At 55.7% G+C, this 17,931-nt stretch carries 21 protein-coding genes and 1 tRNA gene; 10 read left to right on the top strand and 12 right to left on the bottom strand.

Features of this window, described 5'->3' with window-relative positions:
• Nucleotides 1–2: 2 nt before the first annotated feature.
• The 10 genes from M2305_RS13520 to M2305_RS13480 form a co-directional block, all read right to left on the bottom strand.
• A complete protein-coding gene (locus tag M2305_RS13520; protein WP_264649637.1) occupies nt 3–170 on the bottom strand; it encodes a hypothetical protein in 168 nt (55 codons plus the stop codon).
• The gene (locus M2305_RS13515; protein WP_264649636.1) at nt 170–1,519 is read right to left on the bottom strand and encodes a hypothetical protein; all 1,350 of its coding nucleotides are present in this window, start codon (nt 1,517–1,519) and stop codon (nt 170–172) included. Before M2305_RS13515 ends, M2305_RS13520 begins: the two co-directional genes overlap by 1 nt.
• The gene (locus tag M2305_RS13510) at nt 1,516–1,788 is read right to left on the bottom strand and encodes a hypothetical protein (protein WP_264649635.1); all 273 of its coding nucleotides are present in this window, start codon (nt 1,786–1,788) and stop codon (nt 1,516–1,518) included. The genes M2305_RS13515 and M2305_RS13510 overlap by 4 nt, the downstream gene beginning before the upstream one ends.
• A 476-nt stretch (nt 1,789–2,264) precedes the next feature.
• The gene (locus M2305_RS13505; protein ID WP_264649633.1) at nt 2,265–2,537 is read right to left on the bottom strand and encodes a tyrosine-type recombinase/integrase; all 273 of its coding nucleotides are present in this window, start codon (nt 2,535–2,537) and stop codon (nt 2,265–2,267) included.
• 76 nt (nt 2,538–2,613) lie between these two features.
• Nucleotides 2,614–2,868, bottom strand: a complete 255-nt coding sequence (locus M2305_RS16370) for a phage integrase central domain-containing protein (RefSeq protein ID WP_408871476.1) — start codon at nt 2,866–2,868, stop codon at nt 2,614–2,616.
• Nucleotides 2,798–3,175 (bottom strand): Arm DNA-binding domain-containing protein, encoded by a 378-nt coding sequence (locus M2305_RS13500; RefSeq protein WP_264649632.1) that lies wholly within the window; start codon nt 3,173–3,175, stop codon nt 2,798–2,800. Before M2305_RS13500 ends, M2305_RS16370 begins: the two co-directional genes overlap by 71 nt.
• A 146-nt stretch (nt 3,176–3,321) precedes the next feature.
• A tRNA-Ser gene (locus tag M2305_RS13495) sits at nt 3,322–3,412 on the bottom strand.
• A 40-nt stretch (nt 3,413–3,452) separates the two neighbouring features.
• Nucleotides 3,453–4,082 (bottom strand): phosphoribosylanthranilate isomerase, encoded by a 630-nt coding sequence (locus M2305_RS13490; protein WP_264649631.1) that lies wholly within the window; start codon nt 4,080–4,082, stop codon nt 3,453–3,455.
• Nucleotides 4,079–4,789 (bottom strand): orotidine-5'-phosphate decarboxylase, encoded by a 711-nt coding sequence (gene pyrF / locus M2305_RS13485; RefSeq protein WP_264649630.1) that lies wholly within the window; start codon nt 4,787–4,789, stop codon nt 4,079–4,081. Before pyrF ends, M2305_RS13490 begins: the two co-directional genes overlap by 4 nt.
• An 8-nt stretch (nt 4,790–4,797) precedes the next feature.
• Nucleotides 4,798–5,130 carry a lipopolysaccharide assembly protein LapA domain-containing protein gene (locus M2305_RS13480; protein ID WP_086633227.1) on the bottom strand — a complete coding sequence of 111 codons (333 nt, stop codon included), beginning with the start codon at nt 5,128–5,130 and terminating at the stop codon, nt 4,798–4,800.
• Nucleotides 5,131–5,713: 583 nt separating this feature from the next.
• Between M2305_RS13480 and M2305_RS13470 the strand changes: the two genes are divergently transcribed.
• Genes M2305_RS13470 through M2305_RS13450 form a run of 5 tightly spaced genes read left to right on the top strand, consistent with a single transcriptional unit; the run spans nt 5,714 to nt 12,603 of the window.
• Complete coding sequence (locus tag M2305_RS13470) at nt 5,714–6,229, top strand: protein-export chaperone SecB (protein WP_046901702.1); 516 nt, start codon at nt 5,714–5,716, stop codon at nt 6,227–6,229.
• A gap of 49 nt (nt 6,230–6,278) precedes the next feature.
• Complete coding sequence (locus M2305_RS13465; protein ID WP_264649629.1) at nt 6,279–9,479, top strand: glycosyltransferase; 3,201 nt, start codon at nt 6,279–6,281, stop codon at nt 9,477–9,479.
• Nucleotides 9,480–9,483: 4 nt separating this feature from the next.
• A complete protein-coding gene (locus M2305_RS13460) occupies nt 9,484–10,905 on the top strand; it encodes a M20/M25/M40 family metallo-hydrolase (RefSeq protein ID WP_264649628.1) in 1,422 nt (473 codons plus the stop codon).
• A 1-nt stretch (nt 10,906) separates the two neighbouring features.
• Nucleotides 10,907–11,905, top strand: a complete 999-nt coding sequence (gene pdxA / locus M2305_RS13455) for a 4-hydroxythreonine-4-phosphate dehydrogenase PdxA (RefSeq protein WP_264649627.1) — start codon at nt 10,907–10,909, stop codon at nt 11,903–11,905.
• The gene (locus M2305_RS13450; protein WP_211502563.1) at nt 11,902–12,603 is read left to right on the top strand and encodes a pyridoxine 5'-phosphate synthase; all 702 of its coding nucleotides are present in this window, start codon (nt 11,902–11,904) and stop codon (nt 12,601–12,603) included. The genes pdxA and M2305_RS13450 overlap by 4 nt, the downstream gene beginning before the upstream one ends.
• 34 nt (nt 12,604–12,637) lie before the next feature.
• Here M2305_RS13450 and M2305_RS13445 read toward each other — a convergent pair whose 3' ends face one another.
• The gene (locus tag M2305_RS13445) at nt 12,638–13,237 is read right to left on the bottom strand and encodes a hypothetical protein (RefSeq protein ID WP_046901697.1); all 600 of its coding nucleotides are present in this window, start codon (nt 13,235–13,237) and stop codon (nt 12,638–12,640) included.
• A gap of 189 nt (nt 13,238–13,426) precedes the next feature.
• Here M2305_RS13445 and M2305_RS13440 point away from each other — a divergent pair, with 189 nt between their 5' ends.
• Nucleotides 13,427–13,651 (top strand): DUF3126 family protein, encoded by a 225-nt coding sequence (locus tag M2305_RS13440; protein ID WP_046901696.1) that lies wholly within the window; start codon nt 13,427–13,429, stop codon nt 13,649–13,651.
• Nucleotides 13,652–13,662: 11 nt separating this feature from the next.
• On the opposite strand, the gene M2305_RS13435 is transcribed toward M2305_RS13440, so the two are convergent.
• Nucleotides 13,663–14,196 carry a DUF2939 domain-containing protein gene (locus M2305_RS13435; RefSeq protein WP_215767408.1) on the bottom strand — a complete coding sequence of 178 codons (534 nt, stop codon included), beginning with the start codon at nt 14,194–14,196 and terminating at the stop codon, nt 13,663–13,665.
• A 97-nt stretch (nt 14,197–14,293) separates the two neighbouring features.
• Here M2305_RS13435 and M2305_RS13430 point away from each other — a divergent pair, with 97 nt between their 5' ends.
• The 4 genes from M2305_RS13430 (at nt 14,294) to pyk (ending at nt 17,908) form a co-directional block, all read left to right on the top strand.
• A complete protein-coding gene (locus M2305_RS13430; RefSeq protein WP_264649626.1) occupies nt 14,294–15,067 on the top strand; it encodes a HesA/MoeB/ThiF family protein in 774 nt (257 codons plus the stop codon).
• Complete coding sequence (locus tag M2305_RS13425; protein WP_211515224.1) at nt 15,064–15,441, top strand: DsrE family protein; 378 nt, start codon at nt 15,064–15,066, stop codon at nt 15,439–15,441. The genes M2305_RS13430 and M2305_RS13425 overlap by 4 nt, the downstream gene beginning before the upstream one ends.
• Before the next feature lie 79 nt (nt 15,442–15,520).
• Nucleotides 15,521–16,453 carry an SH3 domain-containing protein gene (locus tag M2305_RS13420; protein ID WP_211511445.1) on the top strand — a complete coding sequence of 311 codons (933 nt, stop codon included), beginning with the start codon at nt 15,521–15,523 and terminating at the stop codon, nt 16,451–16,453.
• Nucleotides 16,454–16,477: 24 nt separating this feature from the next.
• On the top strand, nt 16,478–17,908 hold the full coding sequence (gene pyk, locus M2305_RS13415) for a pyruvate kinase (protein ID WP_264649625.1): 1,431 nt from the start codon (nt 16,478–16,480) through the stop codon (nt 17,906–17,908).
• Nucleotides 17,909–17,931: the final 23 nt, after the last annotated feature.

Genomic DNA, 17,931 nt, shown 5'->3' with positions numbered 1-17,931 from the left:
AATCAAAGGTTTTTCGAACCCTCCATGTGGGCAATTTTCCGCAGCCCGGGTGTCAGATAGTAAGCAAACCGGACAGGCTCGCCATACAGGTTCAGGCAGCGTTGTGCCGGCACCGAGACGGCCCGCGCATCATACGAGCCGCCAGATAGATTGAGGCGCTGCAGAGCCATTACTGGATCGCCTGCAGTGCGACGACTTTGTATTTTCCCGTACTGATGCAGACATACAGGTTCAGATCATCCGCATGCATTTCACCAGGAGTGCAGGTCGATGATGCGCTCGCTCCCGTACGGTTTGTATTGATCAGGTTCGATACTACGGCACGACCACTCTTATCGATGGATGCCAGCGTGTTCGCGTTTTCATCAAAGTACCGAATGAAAAATCCTGTATCGGCGCTCGTCTGACGCGTGGCAGAAAATTCGTCGTATCCAGTGGGCGCAGAGCCAACAAAACCCTTCTTCGCGTTGACGATCTGGGCCGTCTGGTTGCCCATCTTATCCAGCCAATAGATTGCGTTGCTGCTTTCATCAAATGCCTGCTGGAAAAATCCGGCTTCACCAGCACTGGCTTTGTACTGCTGGATCTGATTGGTCGCCTCACGAATTGAAAGCCCCGTCGTCCACGGCAACCAGGAACCGTCATAAGCGGCATGCATGATGGACAGCGCAACGGAGTTCACGTTCGTGCCCGCAGCGCCGCCACCTGTCAGAAACAGCCCGGTCGTCCACTGTCCATCAGTCACTGCCGCATTGAAGTTGGTGTCAATCTCGAAGGCCAGACCATGGTTCCCGGAGACGTTCAAAACCCAGTTCTCAACTTCGGTACTGATATCAATCGATGTCGTGCCACCAGATCCCGTATCCGCCCCGACATACCGGCAGACAATCCAGTTGCGGTTTACGTTCGCGTTCTGACCGTTCGCACGGTTGGGAAGGCATTCGATGCTTTCCGCCACCGTTGCCCCCGTATTTGGCTGTGGAATGGCAGCAGGGTCATAGACGGATTTTCGATCTGTCGCGATCAGGTAAGGGTTCGTGTAGGGACTGATGAGTGTCCCGGTTCCGGCGCTCGGAACGCCGATCGCATTGCCTGTGATCCGGTTACCATTCAGCAGCCACGTTCCAATTTCCTTGCCCGTGTAAGCGCCTGAATTGATTGTGTAGCCATACGCTGAATATGGAAAGTAAACCGGAAAGCGGTTTGCCGCGGTCGAAAGTGCGTTCTTGACGGCTGTTCCGCTGTCCGTCCCGCCTGCGACTGCGCCATAGTTCACAACGTTGATCTGCTGGCCCAGAAGAGATGCGAGGGACTGCGTGATGCTCTGGGCGTCATCAAACGCGCCACCCGTAATAGTCGGAGATTTCAGGGTACCATTGCTCACGTCAGCCTTAGTGGTAAGCGCCCAGTTCAGGCCAGCAGGACCGGCAAGTGTGACGCGTCGATCCATCTGCGGGATCTTTTGTGCCCACGATACTGCAGGGGACAGGAGCGCGAGGGCAAGAATGAGGCGCTTCATAGCTTCTGGATCTCCAGACCCGGCCGATAGAACGGGTTGCTGATGGGGGTGAGGATAGCGAGCATGCCGAAGGTCGGAATTTGCGTGTTGGATTCCCAGATGTGTTCAGAGACGATTTCGTGAGGGTCACAATCGTGGGAGATGCCTCCTGCCTGTATGAAAGCAAGACGTGCAGCGAGGCACCACATGATCGCGTCACAGTATTCGTGCGGCAGATTGATCGGGTCAGATGCCTTCAGATTCGACGGTAGCGGCGGCTTGAACAGCACGTGGAATTCCCAGGCGCTTCCTTGCTGGATCGGCCATGGATAGAATTTGGCCTGCAAAAAAACGGGATTGTAAAACGCATAGTTCGGCCATGACCAAAGCGCCTTAAGCCCAAGCCTCGCGTAGTCTTTATAGGACTGGATGATTTCAAGCGGATAATCAATCGGCTGCGCGCCAGCATCAAGTCCATTTACTGGGCCCGAGGAAACAGATGCAGAAAATCAGAAGGTGCGAAATCGCCCTGCTGAGACAGAGGCGCACCGTTCAGGAGGCGTACATAGGCCGCTTCTCTTATCAGGCCGCACAGGCGTGTCGAGATCGCCATTCGGACCGACATAATAAATCGATAATGGCCCTATCCTCAGGCCGCCTCTCGTTCATGATAGATGAGAACGAGGACCGAAACCCGTGCGGTACATGCTGGCCGGCATATCCTGCCCGATTAATGAGATATCCCAGAGCATTTTCGGACATAGGCTTATGAGCCCATCGCGTATTTGGGAATACTAGGGGGCCCGCGACCGGTCAGAGGTCGAATGATCTCAAGCACAGCACGGGCTTGCGTTGAGAGGGGTACAACATGTTCGCGGCGCATCTTCATGCGTTCCGATGGGATAACCCAAACATCATCTTCCAACTCAGTCCAAAGCATACCGCGCACCTCTCCGGAACGTACTGCCGTAAGTGCTAGAAAGCGGAGAGCAAGCTGGGTAATCGGATGAGACGGAGTATGTTCTACCCGCCGCATCATGCGCTTAAGCGGCTCAAGTTGAATAATCGCTGGCTACTGGCCCCTCTGAAGCGGGGCAAGGGCGCCCTTTATTTGGTCAGCAGGGTTGCGTCCCCAAGCCACAGGCTATCCCGTAAGCAAAAATAGCCCCCATGCGCTGGCGTACGCGACGAGCTGTTTCACCGGCCTGCTTCTTTTCTATGGAGTGAACGACATCTAGAGCAATAGGTGCTGTAATAGCGTCCAGGGCCAAGCTTCCGATCTTCGGAAAAGCAAAGCGCTCAAGAGTGCTCTGAACCTCCGTGCGGTGCTGCGGCGTCCACTGCTTCCCATGGGCTGCAATCCACGCCATTGCCACAGTCTTGAACTGATTGTCTGTTCGTACTGCCTCGGCCCGTTTCTGCTGACGGGTGAGGGCCGGATCTTGCCCGTTTTCGCAACTCTTCGCGTGTGACCTCTTTTGCCTTCCGGGCATTGAGCAAACTCACCTCGGGATAGGCCCCAAACGAGAGCCTTTTCTCCTTGCCTACAAACCGATATTTCAACCGCCAGAGCTTTGCGCCGTTCGGTCGAACAAGAAGATACAGACCCTGCGCGTCGCTAAGCTTGTACTGTGATTCGCGTGGCTGAGATTTGCGGATTGCTATGTCTGTAAGCACCGATACCCCCACGCCTCAAACGATACCCCCATTATGATTGCGGTTCATGTTTTGTTCTCGTCATTAATGGACACAAACCAGATGAACGAGAAGGGCAGAAATGGCTGCCCTTGGTCAATAACGGTCACTAATGGTGGGGGTATCGTTGGCGGAGAGAGTGGGATTCGAACCCACGGTACGCTATTAACGTACACACGCTTTCCAAGCGTGCGCCTTAAGCCGCTCGGCCATCTCTCCTGTCGAGCGAGGTGGTGTTTACGAAAGGTCTGTTTGAAGATCAACCCCTTATGCGGGCTTTTTCGACGAATTGTTCAATTAATTTGTGAGATTTTTCACCCGCCCGGCTTTCAACACCGGAAGACACGTCCACAGCGGGGGCTGAACTGGCGTTAATAGCATTTTGAACATTGGAAGGCGTCAGGCCACCTGCCAGCATCCAGAAGGCTGGAGCCTTCCATTTCTGGGTCAAGGCCCAGTCAAATGTTCGCCCAAGGCCGCCCGGACGATCGTCTCCATCCTGCCGGGGAGCTTCAATGACGTATCCGTCGATATCAGCACGAGCAGGAAGATCCAAAGCGGACTTCACCCCACGTGCTAACCAGACGGGAAGTCCAAATCGACTTCTGATTTCTTTTGCACGCTCAACTGAATCGTAAATCTGCAAAACATTGAGCGGCACTGTTTGCAGAGTGTGCTCAATTGTTTTGTCATCGGCTTTGACGAACAACCCGACACGAGAGGGTGTAAGACCGACTGATACACTCTCATGCAACCGGCGAGCCTGTTCCGGCAAAACGTATCGCGGTGATGCCGGATGAAAGACGAAGCCAACCCAGTCTACGCCTAAACTGGCGCAAAGCTGCATGGTCGCGACATCTCGCACACCGCAGATTTTAACTTTCGTCATACGCTCGCAAGCTCAGCCATAATAGCTGCCGCAGCTTTTGCAGGATTGGGCGAACGCGTGATCGGGCGACCTACAACAATCCAGTCCGCTCCTGCTTTTGCTGCCTGAGTGGGCGTCATGATGCGCTTCTGGTCATTGGAAACGCTACCTTCAGGCCGAATGCCAGGAACAACCAAAACCGGATCATCGCCCAAAGCGTCTCGCAAAAGAGCAATCTCATGTGCCGAGCATACAAGGCCATCCGCACCGGCACGAATGGCCAGTTTACCAAGACGCAAAACCTGTTCCCGTGGCGTAGCCTCAACACCGGTTTCTCTAAGCCCAGCTTCATCCATGCTCGTCAGAACAGTTACGGCTAGCAGTTTGGGGCGCTTTTCGTCATTCGGAAAAGCCTGCTCCAAGGCTTCGCGGGACCGTGAGATCATCTCGGTGCCCCCACAGGCATGAATTGTCGTCAGGGCAGGGCGCAATGGCGCCAATGCAGACAGTCCTGAAGCTACAGTATTGGGAATATCATGCAGTTTGAGGTCCAGAAACAACTCATGCCCGGCAGACACAGACTTCACGGCATCCAGACCACAGGCATACGTAAACTCGAGGCCAAGCTTGATGGCATCAACAGCATGCCCAAGACTTGAAGACCACTCTTCTGCCTGCGTTCGACTGTTTGTATCAAAAGCGGCAATCAGCCGGGTGCGCTTGGTCATGGGTGAAGTCAGATCCGGTTTTCAGGTGAGGACACTGTTGTCGTGGCAGCAACAGGCGGTGTCTGGAGGCGATCAAGGCGCTGGTGCAGCTCAACAAGCTGGCTTTCCAGAGTGCGGACGTGCGCTTCGGAGCGACGAGCTCGGGAGCGTTGACGAAATTCACCCACCCAGCCCGTGAGAAACCCGAAGATCAGTCCCACGACACCGATGCCCAGCGCGAGCGTACCCACGGACAGATGCCAGCCAAAAGAAATCAGCCAGATCGGCTCAAGGTCCGTGTTGCTCAGGGCGAATACGATCAATACGGCCAGAAAGATGACAATAAAAAGAAGTCTCAGCATAGGAATGTCCTATTCGTGCTGCCCGTGAGGCAAGAACCGCACCACGGGAGGATTGATTTCCTGTCAGCACTCATGATGTGCTTGCGTCTGGAACATAACCAAGCACCGATGCTGACGTTCCTTTAAGGCGATAACATTCTCAGCGCCTCACTGAAAGGGAGAGCTGTGTCCGAAGTCATCCCCCTCCGACCGACGCTTCCAAAAGCTGATCTTCTCTGGGCTGTCATTGCTTCACAGGGAAAGCGCAAAGTCGTCGCAGATATTCATCTATCCCAGAAGGCCGCTGAGGCCGACTGCCAGTGGCGCATGGCTCAGGTCAGGACTTACTCGCGATTTCTTATCAGTGAGCAGCAACCACCGCCTGTGTATCACATAGAGCGCATACGCCGGGCCGAATTACCCAAACGATGGGCGCCGTTGCCAGCTTTGGGAATGCTACGTGGCAGGTTCATTTGAGATCAGCAGAAAGTGTTGCCGGGTAGCCAAAATGCCGCCCTCATGACACAAGACTATTTCAGACATGTTGCTGCGCTTTCAGACGACTACGCAGGACACCGTGCATAGCTTACAAGGTAAGGTCAGGATGAACGATCACGATCACGCAGACACACTTCAGGGCGCTTCGGGCGTTTCTGCAAGCCCGGCTGCTGCCCCTACACTCGTCCTTGGCTCTCAATACCTTCGCACACTGTCCATCGACGTACAGAATACGCCTGACATCTATCGCGATATTTCAGGCGAGCCCCATATCGGCATGACGGTAGACGTGACAGCCCGGCAGCTTCCGGGAGGGCACCCGAATTTCGAAGTCACGCTGGTAATCCGTGCTCAGGGTCTGGACGCCCCGCAGTCCGCCACACACAATGCCCGTACGCTTTATGAACTTCAGATCGCTTATGCGGGTCTCTTTGCGCTTTCCGGTCTGGTCACACAGGCAGATGTCGAACCTCTGCTGCTGGTCAATGCTCCTGGGTATCTGTTCCCGTCTGCAAGAATGATCCTGCTTAATACGATCCGGGAAGCAGGCTTCCCTGTGGGCAATATCCAACCGATCAACTTCCATGATCTCTGGCAAAGCCGCCGCACTCAACAGAACTGAAATACTGCTGGCACTGAAGTAAGAGTTTCGCGCAGAGGAAACGGTCCGCATGAGCCTGAAAGACTACATCCTAGCTTCCCCGGCTTTTTCCGGTAGCCGTCCCCCCGTGTGGGGACGCTTTGATGCGGAGTGGTATCGGACACGCTATGCTCACGTTCTGCGCGAAGAAAAGCTTCTGAGCGATGACGGTCTGCCGCTGAACCTCAGCAATGAGGCAATGGAAACTCACTGGCTTGAAAAAGGTGCCAGCAGAGGCCTCTCACCGAACCGGTTCTTTGATGAAGAATGGTATCTCCGTCAAAATCCGGACGTTCGAGACGGGATCAGTTACGGCGTCTTCAGCTGTGGCTTTCTGCACTATTGTGAAAGTGGCTTTCGCAGCCGCTCGCCACACTGGCTATTTTCAGAAACGGACTACTTCAGCCGCAATCCAGACGTCAGTTTGCCTGTCCTGATCTCTCAGGGGTTCAGCAACGGATATGATCATTACCTGACCGACGGCGAACACGAGCACAGACAGGCACATCCCTTTTTTGAAACCTCCGTCTTCCGGATGGCGAGCCTTAGTCGAGGCTTGTCATACGATTACGGAAAGGGAGACTTTCGGCAGTTCCTGATGTCATCTGAGGCAGGTCTGTGCCGTAGTTCCTGGTATTTCGATCCGGAATGGTATCTCGCTACATATCCAGATGTCGCAAAAGCAGTAGAGCAGGGGCTCTTTCTCAATGCTCTTCATCACTATCTGACAAACTCGAACCCCGTCGCGTATAGTCCGAACCAATGGTTCAGCGAAGCACACTATGCTCAGTTGTATCCAGATGTCGCCGCGATCGTAGCGGACGGTGGCTTCCGGAACGGGTACGAGCATTTCATCCGGTTTGGTGCACGGGAAATGCGCGTCCCGCAAACGGGGGTGGATCTCCAGGCGTTTGCTCACCACCCTGGAGTTCAAAGAAAGCTCAGGGAACGGCATTTCAGAGACATTTTTGCGCTCTGGGTGCAATCACAGAGCGCTCTGGGTGTAGAAGAAGACATCCCGGATGCAACGGTACAGCAGTACCAGAATCTGGACCTGCGACGCGCAGAAACACTTATTCCGTCCATCGTCAGAGCGCCCCTTGATTTCCGCCTTATTCGCCCGGCGGAAGTCAGTGTCATCATCCCGGTGGCCAACCAGTTTCTGGACACACTTTCCAGTCTCGCGGCCCTGCATGCCAACGGCGCAGGCACTCTAGATGTCATTATCGTTGACGCCGGATCAACGGATGAGACCGCGCAGATCGAGCGTTTTGTCAAAGGGATCCGCGTTCTGCGTCCCTCGTTCCGCGCGAGCAGCAGTGAACAGGTCAATCTGGGCGTAGAAGCAGCGCGCGCTCCCATTGTACTCCTGATAGAACCTGGAACGCAGCCCTTTCCGGGCACCATTAGAGCCGCGCTTCAGGCCTTCAAGACACCTGATGTCTGGGCCGTTGGTGGACAGTCCCTCGGTCTCGATGGACGCGTGCTGGAAGCTGGAACAGTCGTATGGCGTGATGCCTCTACACTGCGCTTTGGCACCGGAGCCAAGGCAAACGAACCCACAATCGGGTTCTGCCGTCAGGTAGACGCCATTTCGATTGGCATGCTGTTTTGTCGTCGGCAGAAACTCGCAGAATGCGGCAGCATTGATCAGAATTGCATCGGCTCGGAAGCACGACTGCTTTCCCTCTGCTTGGCCTTGCGTCAACACGGCGGGAAAATCGTTTATGACCCGTCAATCCTTGATCGAACCAGACCACCAACCGCACTTCCAGCCGATTTCCTGACACGCAATCAGAACTGGTTGCGGCGGCGTTTCTCGTCCCTTCTTTCCAGACACCCCATGCAGGGCAGTTCACTGTTCAAGGCACGTTTTGCATCTGGCGTGCCAACCGTTCTTTTTCTGTGCGACAGACTGCCACATCGCTCTCTGGGGTCTCCCCATCTACGACGGCAGGATCTTGTTCTCGCGCTAAGCCAGAAGGGACACCACGTTACGGTCTTTCCGATCGACGGAGACGTCACGGATACTGTAACGACCGCTCTGGATTTTCCGGCCAACATCGAAATCATGGACGACAGCGATATTACCGAGCTGTCTGATTTCCTGCGCGACCGCAGCGGATCTTTTGACATGATCTGGGTAAGTGGCAGCAACGCGCTTCGACGTACGGCTACAGTTCTTCGCGCACATGCCGCTACCCTGCCTGAACTGAACATCGTTCTGGACCTGGATGGAACAGGCGCGGAAGAGACCTATCTTCGCAAACGGGTAGGGGCAGTTGATGATCGTGAGCAGATGCTCGATGACCTCGATCAGGAACTTGCAGATGCCTGGATGTGTCAGGTCCTGGTAACCAGCCATGAGGCGGAAGCAGACAGTCTCAGCCAACTTGGCTATGGCAATGTCAAGCAGCTGGACCAACTGCCAGTTACCCCTCCCGCGAGTACGCCGGGTTTTAGTGAACGCTCTGGCATTCTATTTGCCTTACCCGTACTTGATGCTGGAAATGCGGTACATGACGGCCTGAACTGGTTCATGCTCGACGTTATTCAGAAACTTGAGGGACGGCTTCCGCCAGACGCAACAGTTCTTATCGCGGGCCAGATAGGGGACGATGTCGATTTGACACCCTACACACGTGCCTCGCTTGTAGAGCCGTTGCCATCCCTTGTGAATATGAGCGCTCTGTATCGTTCTCGCCGCATCCTGGTTGATCCATCACGCGTCATGAGCGCTTCTGCCAAGGAAATTCTTGAAGCTGCGGCGGCAGGCTTACCAGCAGTACTGACAGAAACAACACGAGCCCAGTTGAATTGGGAAGATGGGAAAGATTGCGTATCCGGCGGTTTCTGTGATCCCGACAGGTTTGCTGATGCAATCGTGCGCCTGTATCAGGATCAGGCACTTTGGAACGAAATCAGCAATCAGTCTCGTCACACAGTTTCCGAGACGTCGAAAGCAATCCGCTTCGACCAGCAGCTCAATGCCATTCTGGCATTGGCAAGCGGCCAGGACGCTCTGCCGGCTCAAACCTATCCGCCACGCATGATCCGGCAGAACAAACCTGCAGGGCCCATTGCGCCTGCTCCGATCCGGCTGCAACCCCGTAAAATATCTGACACCCCGACACCCGCGCCAATCTCTGATGACGAAGATCACGGTGACGTAGCTTCGTCAAAGACGCTCGCCCCGCGCGTCGGAATTTCATTACCGCTTTCGGAACTTTGACCTAATGACGACCACTTCTCACATTTCCGCTCTGGATGCTGTCCTCTCACATATCGACACGTCTCTTGATGCCTCTGTCGAGCGGCTTTTCAGCCTCCTGAGAATTCCGAGCATCTCCACACAGCCATCACACGCTGCAGATTGCCGAAAAGCAGCGGAGTGGCTTCAGGCTGATATGGCAAGCATGGGTCTCACCGCGGATATACGTGAAGTTCGCTGGGCCGCGCCCGGACACCCGATGGTCGTGGCTCATGATTCTACCCAGGCAGGCAAGCCGCATGTCCTGTTCTACGGCCATTATGACGTGCAGCCGACTGATCCGGAAAATCTCTGGAAGGCGCCTCCCTTCGAACCACGAATGGTAGAAGAACCGTCTGGACGCAAGGTCATCGTGGCACGTGGGGCAAGCGATGATAAAGGCCAAGTCATGACCTTCCTTGAGGCTTGCCGGGCGTGGAAAACTGTCCACGGTTCCATCCCGGTGCAGGTTAGTGTTCTCCTGGAAGGTGAGGAAGAGTGCGGCGGAAGCAATCTCCTGCCATTCCTTCAGGAGAACGCTGCCGAGTTGAAGGCAGATGTCGCCCTGGTATGCGACACGTCGATGGCCGACCGGCAGACCCCCGGCATTACGACCTCACTTCGAGGCATGATGGCTGAAGAAATCATCATCGAGTGCGCCTCTCATGACCTGCATTCAGGCATCTATGGCAACGCCGCAGCCAATCCTATTGCCCTGTTGTGTCAGATTCTGGCTTCACTTCGCGATGCTGACGGACGTGTAACACTTCCTGGGTTCTACGACGGCATTCAGGACCCATCCCCAGAGACACGCGCACAATGGAAAACACTGTTTCCAGATGATGCAGCCTTGCTGGAAGAAGCTGGACTATCCGTCGCGGCCGGGGAAAAGGGCTATACCGCCATTGAGCAGACCTGGTGCCGCCCAAGTTGCGAAATTAACGGTATTTCTGGCGGATACGAAGGCGAGGGCTTCAAGACAGTCCTTCCCGCAAAAGCAATGGCGAAAGTGTCCTTCCGGCTTGTGCCGGGGCAGGACCCGGACAAAATCCGCGAAGCCTTCCGCGCGCATGTGAATGCTGCCCTGCCAGCAGACGCCAAGGTTACATTTACAGCGCATGGCGGCTCACCCGGCTTTGAAGTCTCCCGTGACAGTCGCTTTCTTGCTCCCACACTGAAAGCATTGACTGATGAATGGGGCATCCCTGCCGCTACGATCGGCTGCGGTGGGTCCATCCCAGTGGCTGGCGAAGTACGGGATGCGCTAGGACTGGATGCACTCATGGTTGGCTTCGCACAATCTGATGACCGTATTCACTCTCCCAATGAGCAATATGGCCTGGACTCCTTCCACAAAGGTGTGAGGTCTTGGGCGCGTATCATTGCTTCCCTCGCAGACGCAGGCTGACATGAACGCTCCGATTGCCCTGACCCTCGGTGATCCTGCTGGGATAGGGCCGGAGCTGGCCGCTCTGGCCTGGTCGGCCCTGCGAGAGACGGGCCCAACTTTCTTCTGGCTTGGTGATCCAGCGCTCCTCAACGACGCGATACCCTTCAAGCTGATTGAAGCGCCGGAAGATGCTCACAGCGTGTTTTCGGATGCCTTGCCTGTTGTACCAGTTGAATGTTTGGCTCCCGTCGTCCCTGGAACGCCGGATTCACGCAATGCTTCTGCAGTCATTGCGAGCATTGAACAGGCCGTACGATATGTTCAGAGCGGGCAGGCGGTAGGCATCACGACCAACCCGATTGCCAAGCATATTCTGGCCTCAGCAGGTTTTTCCTTTCCGGGGCACACGGAGTTTCTGGCGGCGCTCTGCCATTGCGATGGACAGGAAGTCATGATGCTGGCATCCCCTCATCTTAGGGTTGTGCCAGTGACGATCCATGTGTCTCTACGCCAGGCGATCGAGAGCCTGACTACTGAGCGGATTGTTGCGGTCACGCTCGCCACGCACAAGGCTTTACAGAGTGACTTTGGTATCACTCAGCCGCGCCTGGCGATCGCTGGCCTAAACCCCCATGCTGGCGAAGAGGGCATGATGGGCACGGAAGAAAAAACCATCATCGGCCCAGCTATAGCCATATTGAAGTCCCAAGGACTGACCGTGATGGGTCCGTTCCCACCAGACACAATGTTCAGCGCAACAGCGAGGCCAGGCTATGACGCAGCTATTTGTATGTATCATGATCAGGCGCTTATTCCCCTGAAAACGCTTGATATGGCTGAGGGCGTGAACGTCACCATTGGCTTGCCGATTATCAGAACGTCTCCAGATCACGGCACTGCCTTCGATATTGCAGGGCCAGTCGGACGTTCAGACAGTCAGGTTGATCCATCCAGCCTTCTCGCAGCACTTAGACTGGCAGCTTCCATGTCCCGTCATAAAAAGGGAGACAACCGATGATTCGTCTTGGTGTTAATATCGATCATGTTGCCACCCTGCGAAACGCCCGCGGCGATGCGTACCCGGACCCTGTAGAAGCCGCAAAGCTTGCCCTTAAATGGGGAGGAGACGGCATTACAGCACATCTTCGGGAAGATCGTCGACACATCCGTGATGCAGACATGCCGCGCCTCAAAGCACTCGCAGCACCGTTGAATTTCGAGATGGCAGCAACGCAGGAAATGGTTCGAATCGCTTGCCTGTTGAAGCCGCACGCATGCTGTCTGGTTCCGGAAAAACGTACGGAAGTGACAACAGAAGGCGGTCTGGACGTCGCAGGCCATCGCGAAGTACTGGCCCCGCGGATTGCGCGCCTGAAAGACGCGGGTATCCGGGTCTCTCTGTTCATTGATCCGGATCAGCGCCAGATCGAAGCTTCGGCGGAGCTTGGCGCAGCGGTTGTGGAGCTTCACACAGGCGCCTATGCCCACAACAAGCCGGGAGAACTTGAGCGCCTGCAGCATGCCGCTGAAATCGTCACAGACTGTGGACTGGAACTCCATGCCGGTCACGGTCTGACTTATGACAACGTGACGCCTGTGGCCAAGCTTCCAGGACTGGCTGAGCTGAATATCGGGCATTTCCTGATCAGCCAGGCGGTTTTCGATGGCCTCGGTCCAGCCGTTCGTAAAATGAAATATCTGATCAACTGCCCATAAAAAAAAGCCGGGATAAATCCCGGCTTTTTCGTTCTTACTTGGCTGGCTGAATAACCGACTGTGTCTTGTCGTCGGTGAATTTCGGCACATATTTTCCGGACTGGTCGGAGTATGTGGCCGAGGTGCTCTGTGCCGGTGTTGCCGGTGGGTGGAAGGCCGAGACCGGACCGAATGGACCTGCATTTACGCGATGCATCGTCGACTCTCTCTGGCGAGCACAGCCACGGGTAATGATGGAACAGATACCGTCAGTGCCGATATATTCGTCGTCATTTCCCGTATAATGCACTTCGGAAACACGATCATGGTCCAGTCGAAGGACCATACGGCAAGTTGTGCCGCCGCCGCCAAAAGCAGACTGATAAATGCTGATAATGGACTGTGCAGGAATCAGACCTGAATCAGAAGAAATGGTAGGTGTGCTCTGCGTACCATCATACTGCCAGATCTCTGTCGTATCATTCAGCTTCTTGGTGCTTCCCGGAAGACCGGCGCAGGCCTGGAGATCGTAGCCGGTCATGCCAACCATCTCGAACTGGGCCTTGTGAGCGTTACGGGAATCAAAATAACCGCATCCGGAAAGAGCTGCCGTTGTGGCGAGAGCTCCGAGTGTACGGAAGAGGAAGGGGCGCATTCTGTCTCCTTTGCGCGGGGTCAGGATGGACTGCCCTAAACCAATCCGGACAGCACCGAATGGACAGGGCAAAATAGAAAGAGCCCGATTTCTACAACACGAAACCCATTCAGGGTAGGGGAGACGGGTTCCTTTAAGGGTAACGATGAGCTACAGGGCAAGACCTTGCCAAACACAGGAGTGCCACTCATGGCCGATATGACCCTTTCCGAAGTGACACGCCTTCAAACGACGCTGCAGCGTCTTCTGGGATCGCCGAAGCTCGCAGTCGTTAAGCCTGCACGTAAGGGAATGAGTGTTGAACTCGCCGTTTCAGGCGAAGTTATCGGCACGGTTCATCGTGACGAAGATGAAGGCGAAGTCTCATACGCCATTCACATCACAGTTCTTGAGGAAGATCTTCCTCCGGCCTGAACAGCCCTTATTTAGGGCCGAGGGGCAGACTGCGGTAATTCAAATCGCGTGATTTTCCAGCCCCAGTGCTCGAACTTCATGTGCAGAACGAACGGCGTCTGCCCGGGCTGGTCAACTTGTGCCTCGAATTTGTTCAGGCTTACGAAATGAGCATGCAGGCCACCAAGCACTGGCCAGCCCCCTCCAGAAGAATAACCGGAAGACCCTGCTGGCATCAGCTGATGCGCCGTTGACATGAGGGTCGTGGGAGAAAGCTCTGTATCGATGGCATTCGATATGGCATTGCCCGCAAATGAACTCCCAAAATCCGGAAGATCATCGTCTGAAGCAGGGACGGGCGGTCTGAACTGCTCCTTGAGAGAGTGCGTCAGGGAACTCCAGTCCACATGCGGAATCAATCTGGCGGGATTGTTGCCTTTCATGGCACGGTCAATATCCCACAGCGCCAGAAACGGAGAAACAGCGTAAGCTGCCAGCACCGCACCGGCTGTAACACCCAGTCCCTGCCGGGCTCGGTATGATATTTTCCAGAAAGAATTTTTCACGCTCAAGCCTCCGCACAGGCCCTGAAAATCAGGGGAAGGTGGACATCCGTGAATCTAACGTCTTTCCGTCTGAAAAGTCAGCAATTATCTTGTACTGATGAACCTTGATTTTTCTGATGCCGAACTTGAGCGATATTCCCGTCATATTCTGCTTCCGCAGGTTGGCGCCACGGGGCAGGCTTGGGTCAGGCAGGCCTCGGTCCTGATTGTTGGGGCAGGAGGGCTAGGTGCTCCTCTGGCGCAGCAACTGGCTGCCTCTGGTGTCGGGCGTATTGGCCTGATGGATCACGATCATCTGGAGCTCAGCAACCTTCAGCGTCAGGTTCTCTACACGACACAAGACATTGGCCGCCCTAAAGCTGAAGCGGGCGCAGAACGCCTTGCAGCGCTCAATCCGCTGTCTCGCGTCACGGCGTACTGCACCCATGCAACAGCAGAGACGCTGGACGAGCTTGTTCCGCGCTACGACCTCATTTGCGACGGTACTGACAATTTTGAGACGCGCCTCGCTGTCTCAGATGCCTGCGTAAAATATGGCCGAACACTTGTCTCTGGCGCTGTTCAGGGATTTTCCGGGCAATTGGCCGTTTTCAGACCTCAGACTGGCGGCCCCTGCTATCGCTGCCTGTTCCCCGAAGCCGCCCAGACCGAGGCCCCGACATGCGGCCAATCTGGAGTGCTCGGTGCGGCAACAGGCGTCATGGGGAGTTTGATGGCTGTTGAGGTGATGCGCGAGCTTATGCAGCTTGAAGGGCGCAATGAAACACGCCTCATGATCTGGGATGCTCTGGGCGCAACCATGCGGAGTTTTGCTCTGGCCCGGGATCCCTCCTGTCCAGTCCACACCCATAACGAAAGCACACCAGCTTGAAACCTCCTGTTTTTCTGACGCTGGCAGACGATTCCTGGCAACGCGCGCACTATGCTTTTATCGTCGCGGCTGGAATGCTCTCTTTGGGGCGTGCAGTTACAATTTTTGCTGGCGGCAAAAGTGTTCACGCACTGGCGAAAGACTGGTCAGGTCTCGCAGGCGTTATTCCTGATGATGAACTCGCCGCTCGTGGTGTGCCGGGTTTCCGTGAGTTGCGGGATGCCCTAATCGAATTCGATGTGACACTGATGGCATGTGAAACAGGTTTGGCTCTCGCCGGCCTCAAACCAGATGCCCTTGTCGAAACCGTTTCTGTCCGGGGTATCGTAACCTTTCTGGAGCAGGCGGGAGACCGCCCGATCACGGCACTATGAGTTTCCACATACGGACAATTCGGAAGTTTTGTGATTTGGTGACTTGCCGAAACCCTTCACCCTTGGCAGGGATGCGGTCATGAGAACGCTTGTCACCCCTCTGTCCCGAACACTGCGCTGCCGTCAGTTTCTGCTGGCTGTCACGACTGGCACAGCTCTGCTGGCCATTCACCCCGCAGAAGCGCGCCATCACAAGCATGAGCACACGGCTAAAGCCGACGCCTCTGCCACTGCCAAGACAGCCCACGCGAAAAAGAAATCGGCAAAAGCCAAAAATGACAGTGCAGGGGCCGTCAAAACGACTCATCACGCATCGCATCACGGTTCGGGCAAGCATATCGCGCCTGTAGCGGCGGCCGGAGCCGGGGCGGCAGCAGCCGCTGCGGCCGCGAGCCAGCCTGCAACCGCAGCAGCAACGCCAGATGTGCCGCCCACCGACCCGACCGATAAAGGGAGCAACACGGGGCTACCTCTCCCCAGATACGCTGCTCTACGTGCGGACAAGGTCTATATGCGGCGTGGCCCGGGTGATCGCTATCCCATCGACTGGGTCTATCATCGCCGTGGCCTCCCTGTTCAGATCGAGCGTGAATTCGATGTCTGGCGACTTGTCGAAGACTCCGACGGCCAGAAGGGATGGGTCCATCAGGCAACGCTGTACGGCAGCCGAACTTTCGTTATTCCGGGCTTGCCGCCTGAAGGCGTGAAAGCTCAGACGGGAGAGGCTTCCGCCAAGGACGGAGACCACATCGGCCGCGCAGATGCACGCGTTCTGGGTCACGTCGAGACGCAGGACGAAGCCCGCGCGCATAAAAGTGATGTTCTCCTCATGAGCCATCCGGAGGAAGACAGTAGCGTGGTTGCTGTCCTCCAGCCGGGAACAGTGGGCAACATCAAAGCCTGCCCACAAAGTTCTCAATGGTGCCACGTCGTCGTCAAAGGCTACGAGGGATGGCTGCCACGTCGTCTGTTCTGGGGACTTCTCCCAGGAGAGACGATTCAATCCAACTGATTTTTCTTGCGAGGACGCCAACACATGACATCCAGCTCCCATCATCGCCGTACGCGGATCGTCGCAACTCTTGGCCCGGCATCATCCTCGCCTGAGATGATCTTTGCTCTGGCTGAAGCAGGGGTAAATGTCTTCCGTCTCAACTTCTCCCACGGCGCCCATGAAGACCACGGCGAGCGTCATGCGGCGATCCGGGCAGCAGAAGCGAAAGTTGGCCGACCACTCGCCATTCTTGCCGATCTTCAAGGGCCGAAACTGCGCGTAGGTGTTTTTGAAAATGGTCCGGTTGTCCTCGAAGAAGGAAAGCCGTTCCGTTTGGATCTGGACAGAACACCCGGCACGGTAGACCGCGTCTGCCTACCACACCCAGAAATCATTTCTGCCGCCAAGCCGGGCAGCCACCTCCTGCTCGATGACGGCAAGCTCAAGCTGCGCGTTGTCAACGTCATTGAAGGCGCTCTGGAAACGGAAGTTGTCATTGGCGGCAAACTGTCTGAACGCAAGGGCGTGAATGTCCCTGACGTGACGCTTCCTATTCCGGCTTTGACCGAGAAAGATCGCAAGGACTTTGACTTCGCGCTTTCTCTCGGTGTGGATTTCATTGCGCTCTCTTTCGTACAGCGCCCTGAAGACGTCGAAGAAGCACGCAATATTGCCAAGGGCCGCGCAGCAATTGTGACGAAGCTCGAGAAGCCACAGGCGATGGATGACCTGGAGCGGATCGTTCGTCTCTCAGACGCGATCATGGTTGCGCGTGGCGATCTTGGTGTTGAACTGCCTCCGGAAGAAGTACCAGTTGCGCAGAAGCGCGCCATTGCTGAAGCGCGTCGTCAGTGCCGTCCGGTTATCGTGGCGACACAGATGCTGGAAAGCATGATCGAAAGCCCAACGCCAACACGCGCCGAAGTTTCTGACGTGTCCAACGCTGTCTATGATGGCGCTGATGCTGTGATGCTTTCGGCTGAAAGTGCTGCGGGTAAGTATCCGATTGAAGCAGTTTCCATCATGGCGCGCATTGCGTCTCGTGTTGAGCAGGACGTCGAATGGCGTCTGCGCATGGACCGCTCCCGCCCAAAGCCGGAAGGAACGGTTCAGGACGCAATTGTTCAGGCCGCCTGGCAGGTTAGCACCGCGCTGAATGCCCGGACCATTGGCGTTCGGACACAAGGCGGTGGTGGCGCCCTGCGCATGGCTCGTGAGCGTCCTCACTGCCCGATCCTGGCCGTCACACCTCATCAGGAGGTGGCTCGCCGTCTCTGTGTTGTGTGGGGTGTCTTCCCTCAGGTCGTAGAGAAAGAGCACATTGCTCAGAGCATTGAGGAACTGGCTGCTCCGACGGCTGCCATGGCACTGTCCATGAAGCTTTGTCGCAGCGGCGACCACGTTATCGTTCTGGCGGGGCTTCCTTACGGCGTGGCTGGAAGCACAAATACGCTTCGGATCACAACAGCCTGATTTTAAAACATTTTCCCTTCCTG

It is taken from the genome of Gluconobacter cerinus (genome assembly GCF_025961355.1).
Classification (GTDB): Bacteria; Pseudomonadota; Alphaproteobacteria; order Acetobacterales; family Acetobacteraceae; genus Gluconobacter; species Gluconobacter cerinus.
Note: the sequence above shows the minus strand (reverse complement) of the source record. Positions and strands in the feature narration are given on the sequence as shown.

Excerpts from the sequence above, each read along its gene's own strand:
- M2305_RS13520 (WP_264649637.1), bottom strand. The coding sequence starts at position 170 with ATGGCTCTGCAGCGCCTCAATCTATCTGGCGGCTCGTATGATGCGCGG.
- M2305_RS13515 (WP_264649636.1), bottom strand. The coding sequence starts at position 1,519 with ATGAAGCGCCTCATTCTTGCCCTCGCGCTCCTGTCCCCTGCAGTATCG.
- M2305_RS13505 (WP_264649633.1), bottom strand. The coding sequence starts at position 2,537 with ATGATGCGGCGGGTAGAACATACTCCGTCTCATCCGATTACCCAGCTT.
- M2305_RS16370 (WP_408871476.1), bottom strand. The coding sequence starts at position 2,868 with ATGGCGTGGATTGCAGCCCATGGGAAGCAGTGGACGCCGCAGCACCGC.
- M2305_RS13490 (WP_264649631.1), bottom strand. The coding sequence starts at position 4,082 with ATGACGAAAGTTAAAATCTGCGGTGTGCGAGATGTCGCGACCATGCAG.
- pyrF (WP_264649630.1), bottom strand. The coding sequence starts at position 4,789 with ATGACCAAGCGCACCCGGCTGATTGCCGCTTTTGATACAAACAGTCGA.
- M2305_RS13480 (WP_086633227.1), bottom strand. The coding sequence starts at position 5,130 with ATGCTGAGACTTCTTTTTATTGTCATCTTTCTGGCCGTATTGATCGTA.
- M2305_RS13470 (WP_046901702.1), top strand. The coding sequence starts at position 5,714 with ATGAACGATCACGATCACGCAGACACACTTCAGGGCGCTTCGGGCGTT.
- M2305_RS13465 (WP_264649629.1), top strand. The coding sequence starts at position 6,279 with ATGAGCCTGAAAGACTACATCCTAGCTTCCCCGGCTTTTTCCGGTAGC.
- M2305_RS13460 (WP_264649628.1), top strand. The coding sequence starts at position 9,484 with ATGACGACCACTTCTCACATTTCCGCTCTGGATGCTGTCCTCTCACAT.
- pdxA (WP_264649627.1), top strand. The coding sequence starts at position 10,907 with ATGAACGCTCCGATTGCCCTGACCCTCGGTGATCCTGCTGGGATAGGG.
- M2305_RS13450 (WP_211502563.1), top strand. The coding sequence starts at position 11,902 with ATGATTCGTCTTGGTGTTAATATCGATCATGTTGCCACCCTGCGAAAC.
- M2305_RS13445 (WP_046901697.1), bottom strand. The coding sequence starts at position 13,237 with ATGCGCCCCTTCCTCTTCCGTACACTCGGAGCTCTCGCCACAACGGCA.
- M2305_RS13440 (WP_046901696.1), top strand. The coding sequence starts at position 13,427 with ATGGCCGATATGACCCTTTCCGAAGTGACACGCCTTCAAACGACGCTG.
- M2305_RS13430 (WP_264649626.1), top strand. The coding sequence starts at position 14,294 with ATGAACCTTGATTTTTCTGATGCCGAACTTGAGCGATATTCCCGTCAT.
- M2305_RS13420 (WP_211511445.1), top strand. The coding sequence starts at position 15,521 with ATGAGAACGCTTGTCACCCCTCTGTCCCGAACACTGCGCTGCCGTCAG.
- pyk (WP_264649625.1), top strand. The coding sequence starts at position 16,478 with ATGACATCCAGCTCCCATCATCGCCGTACGCGGATCGTCGCAACTCTT.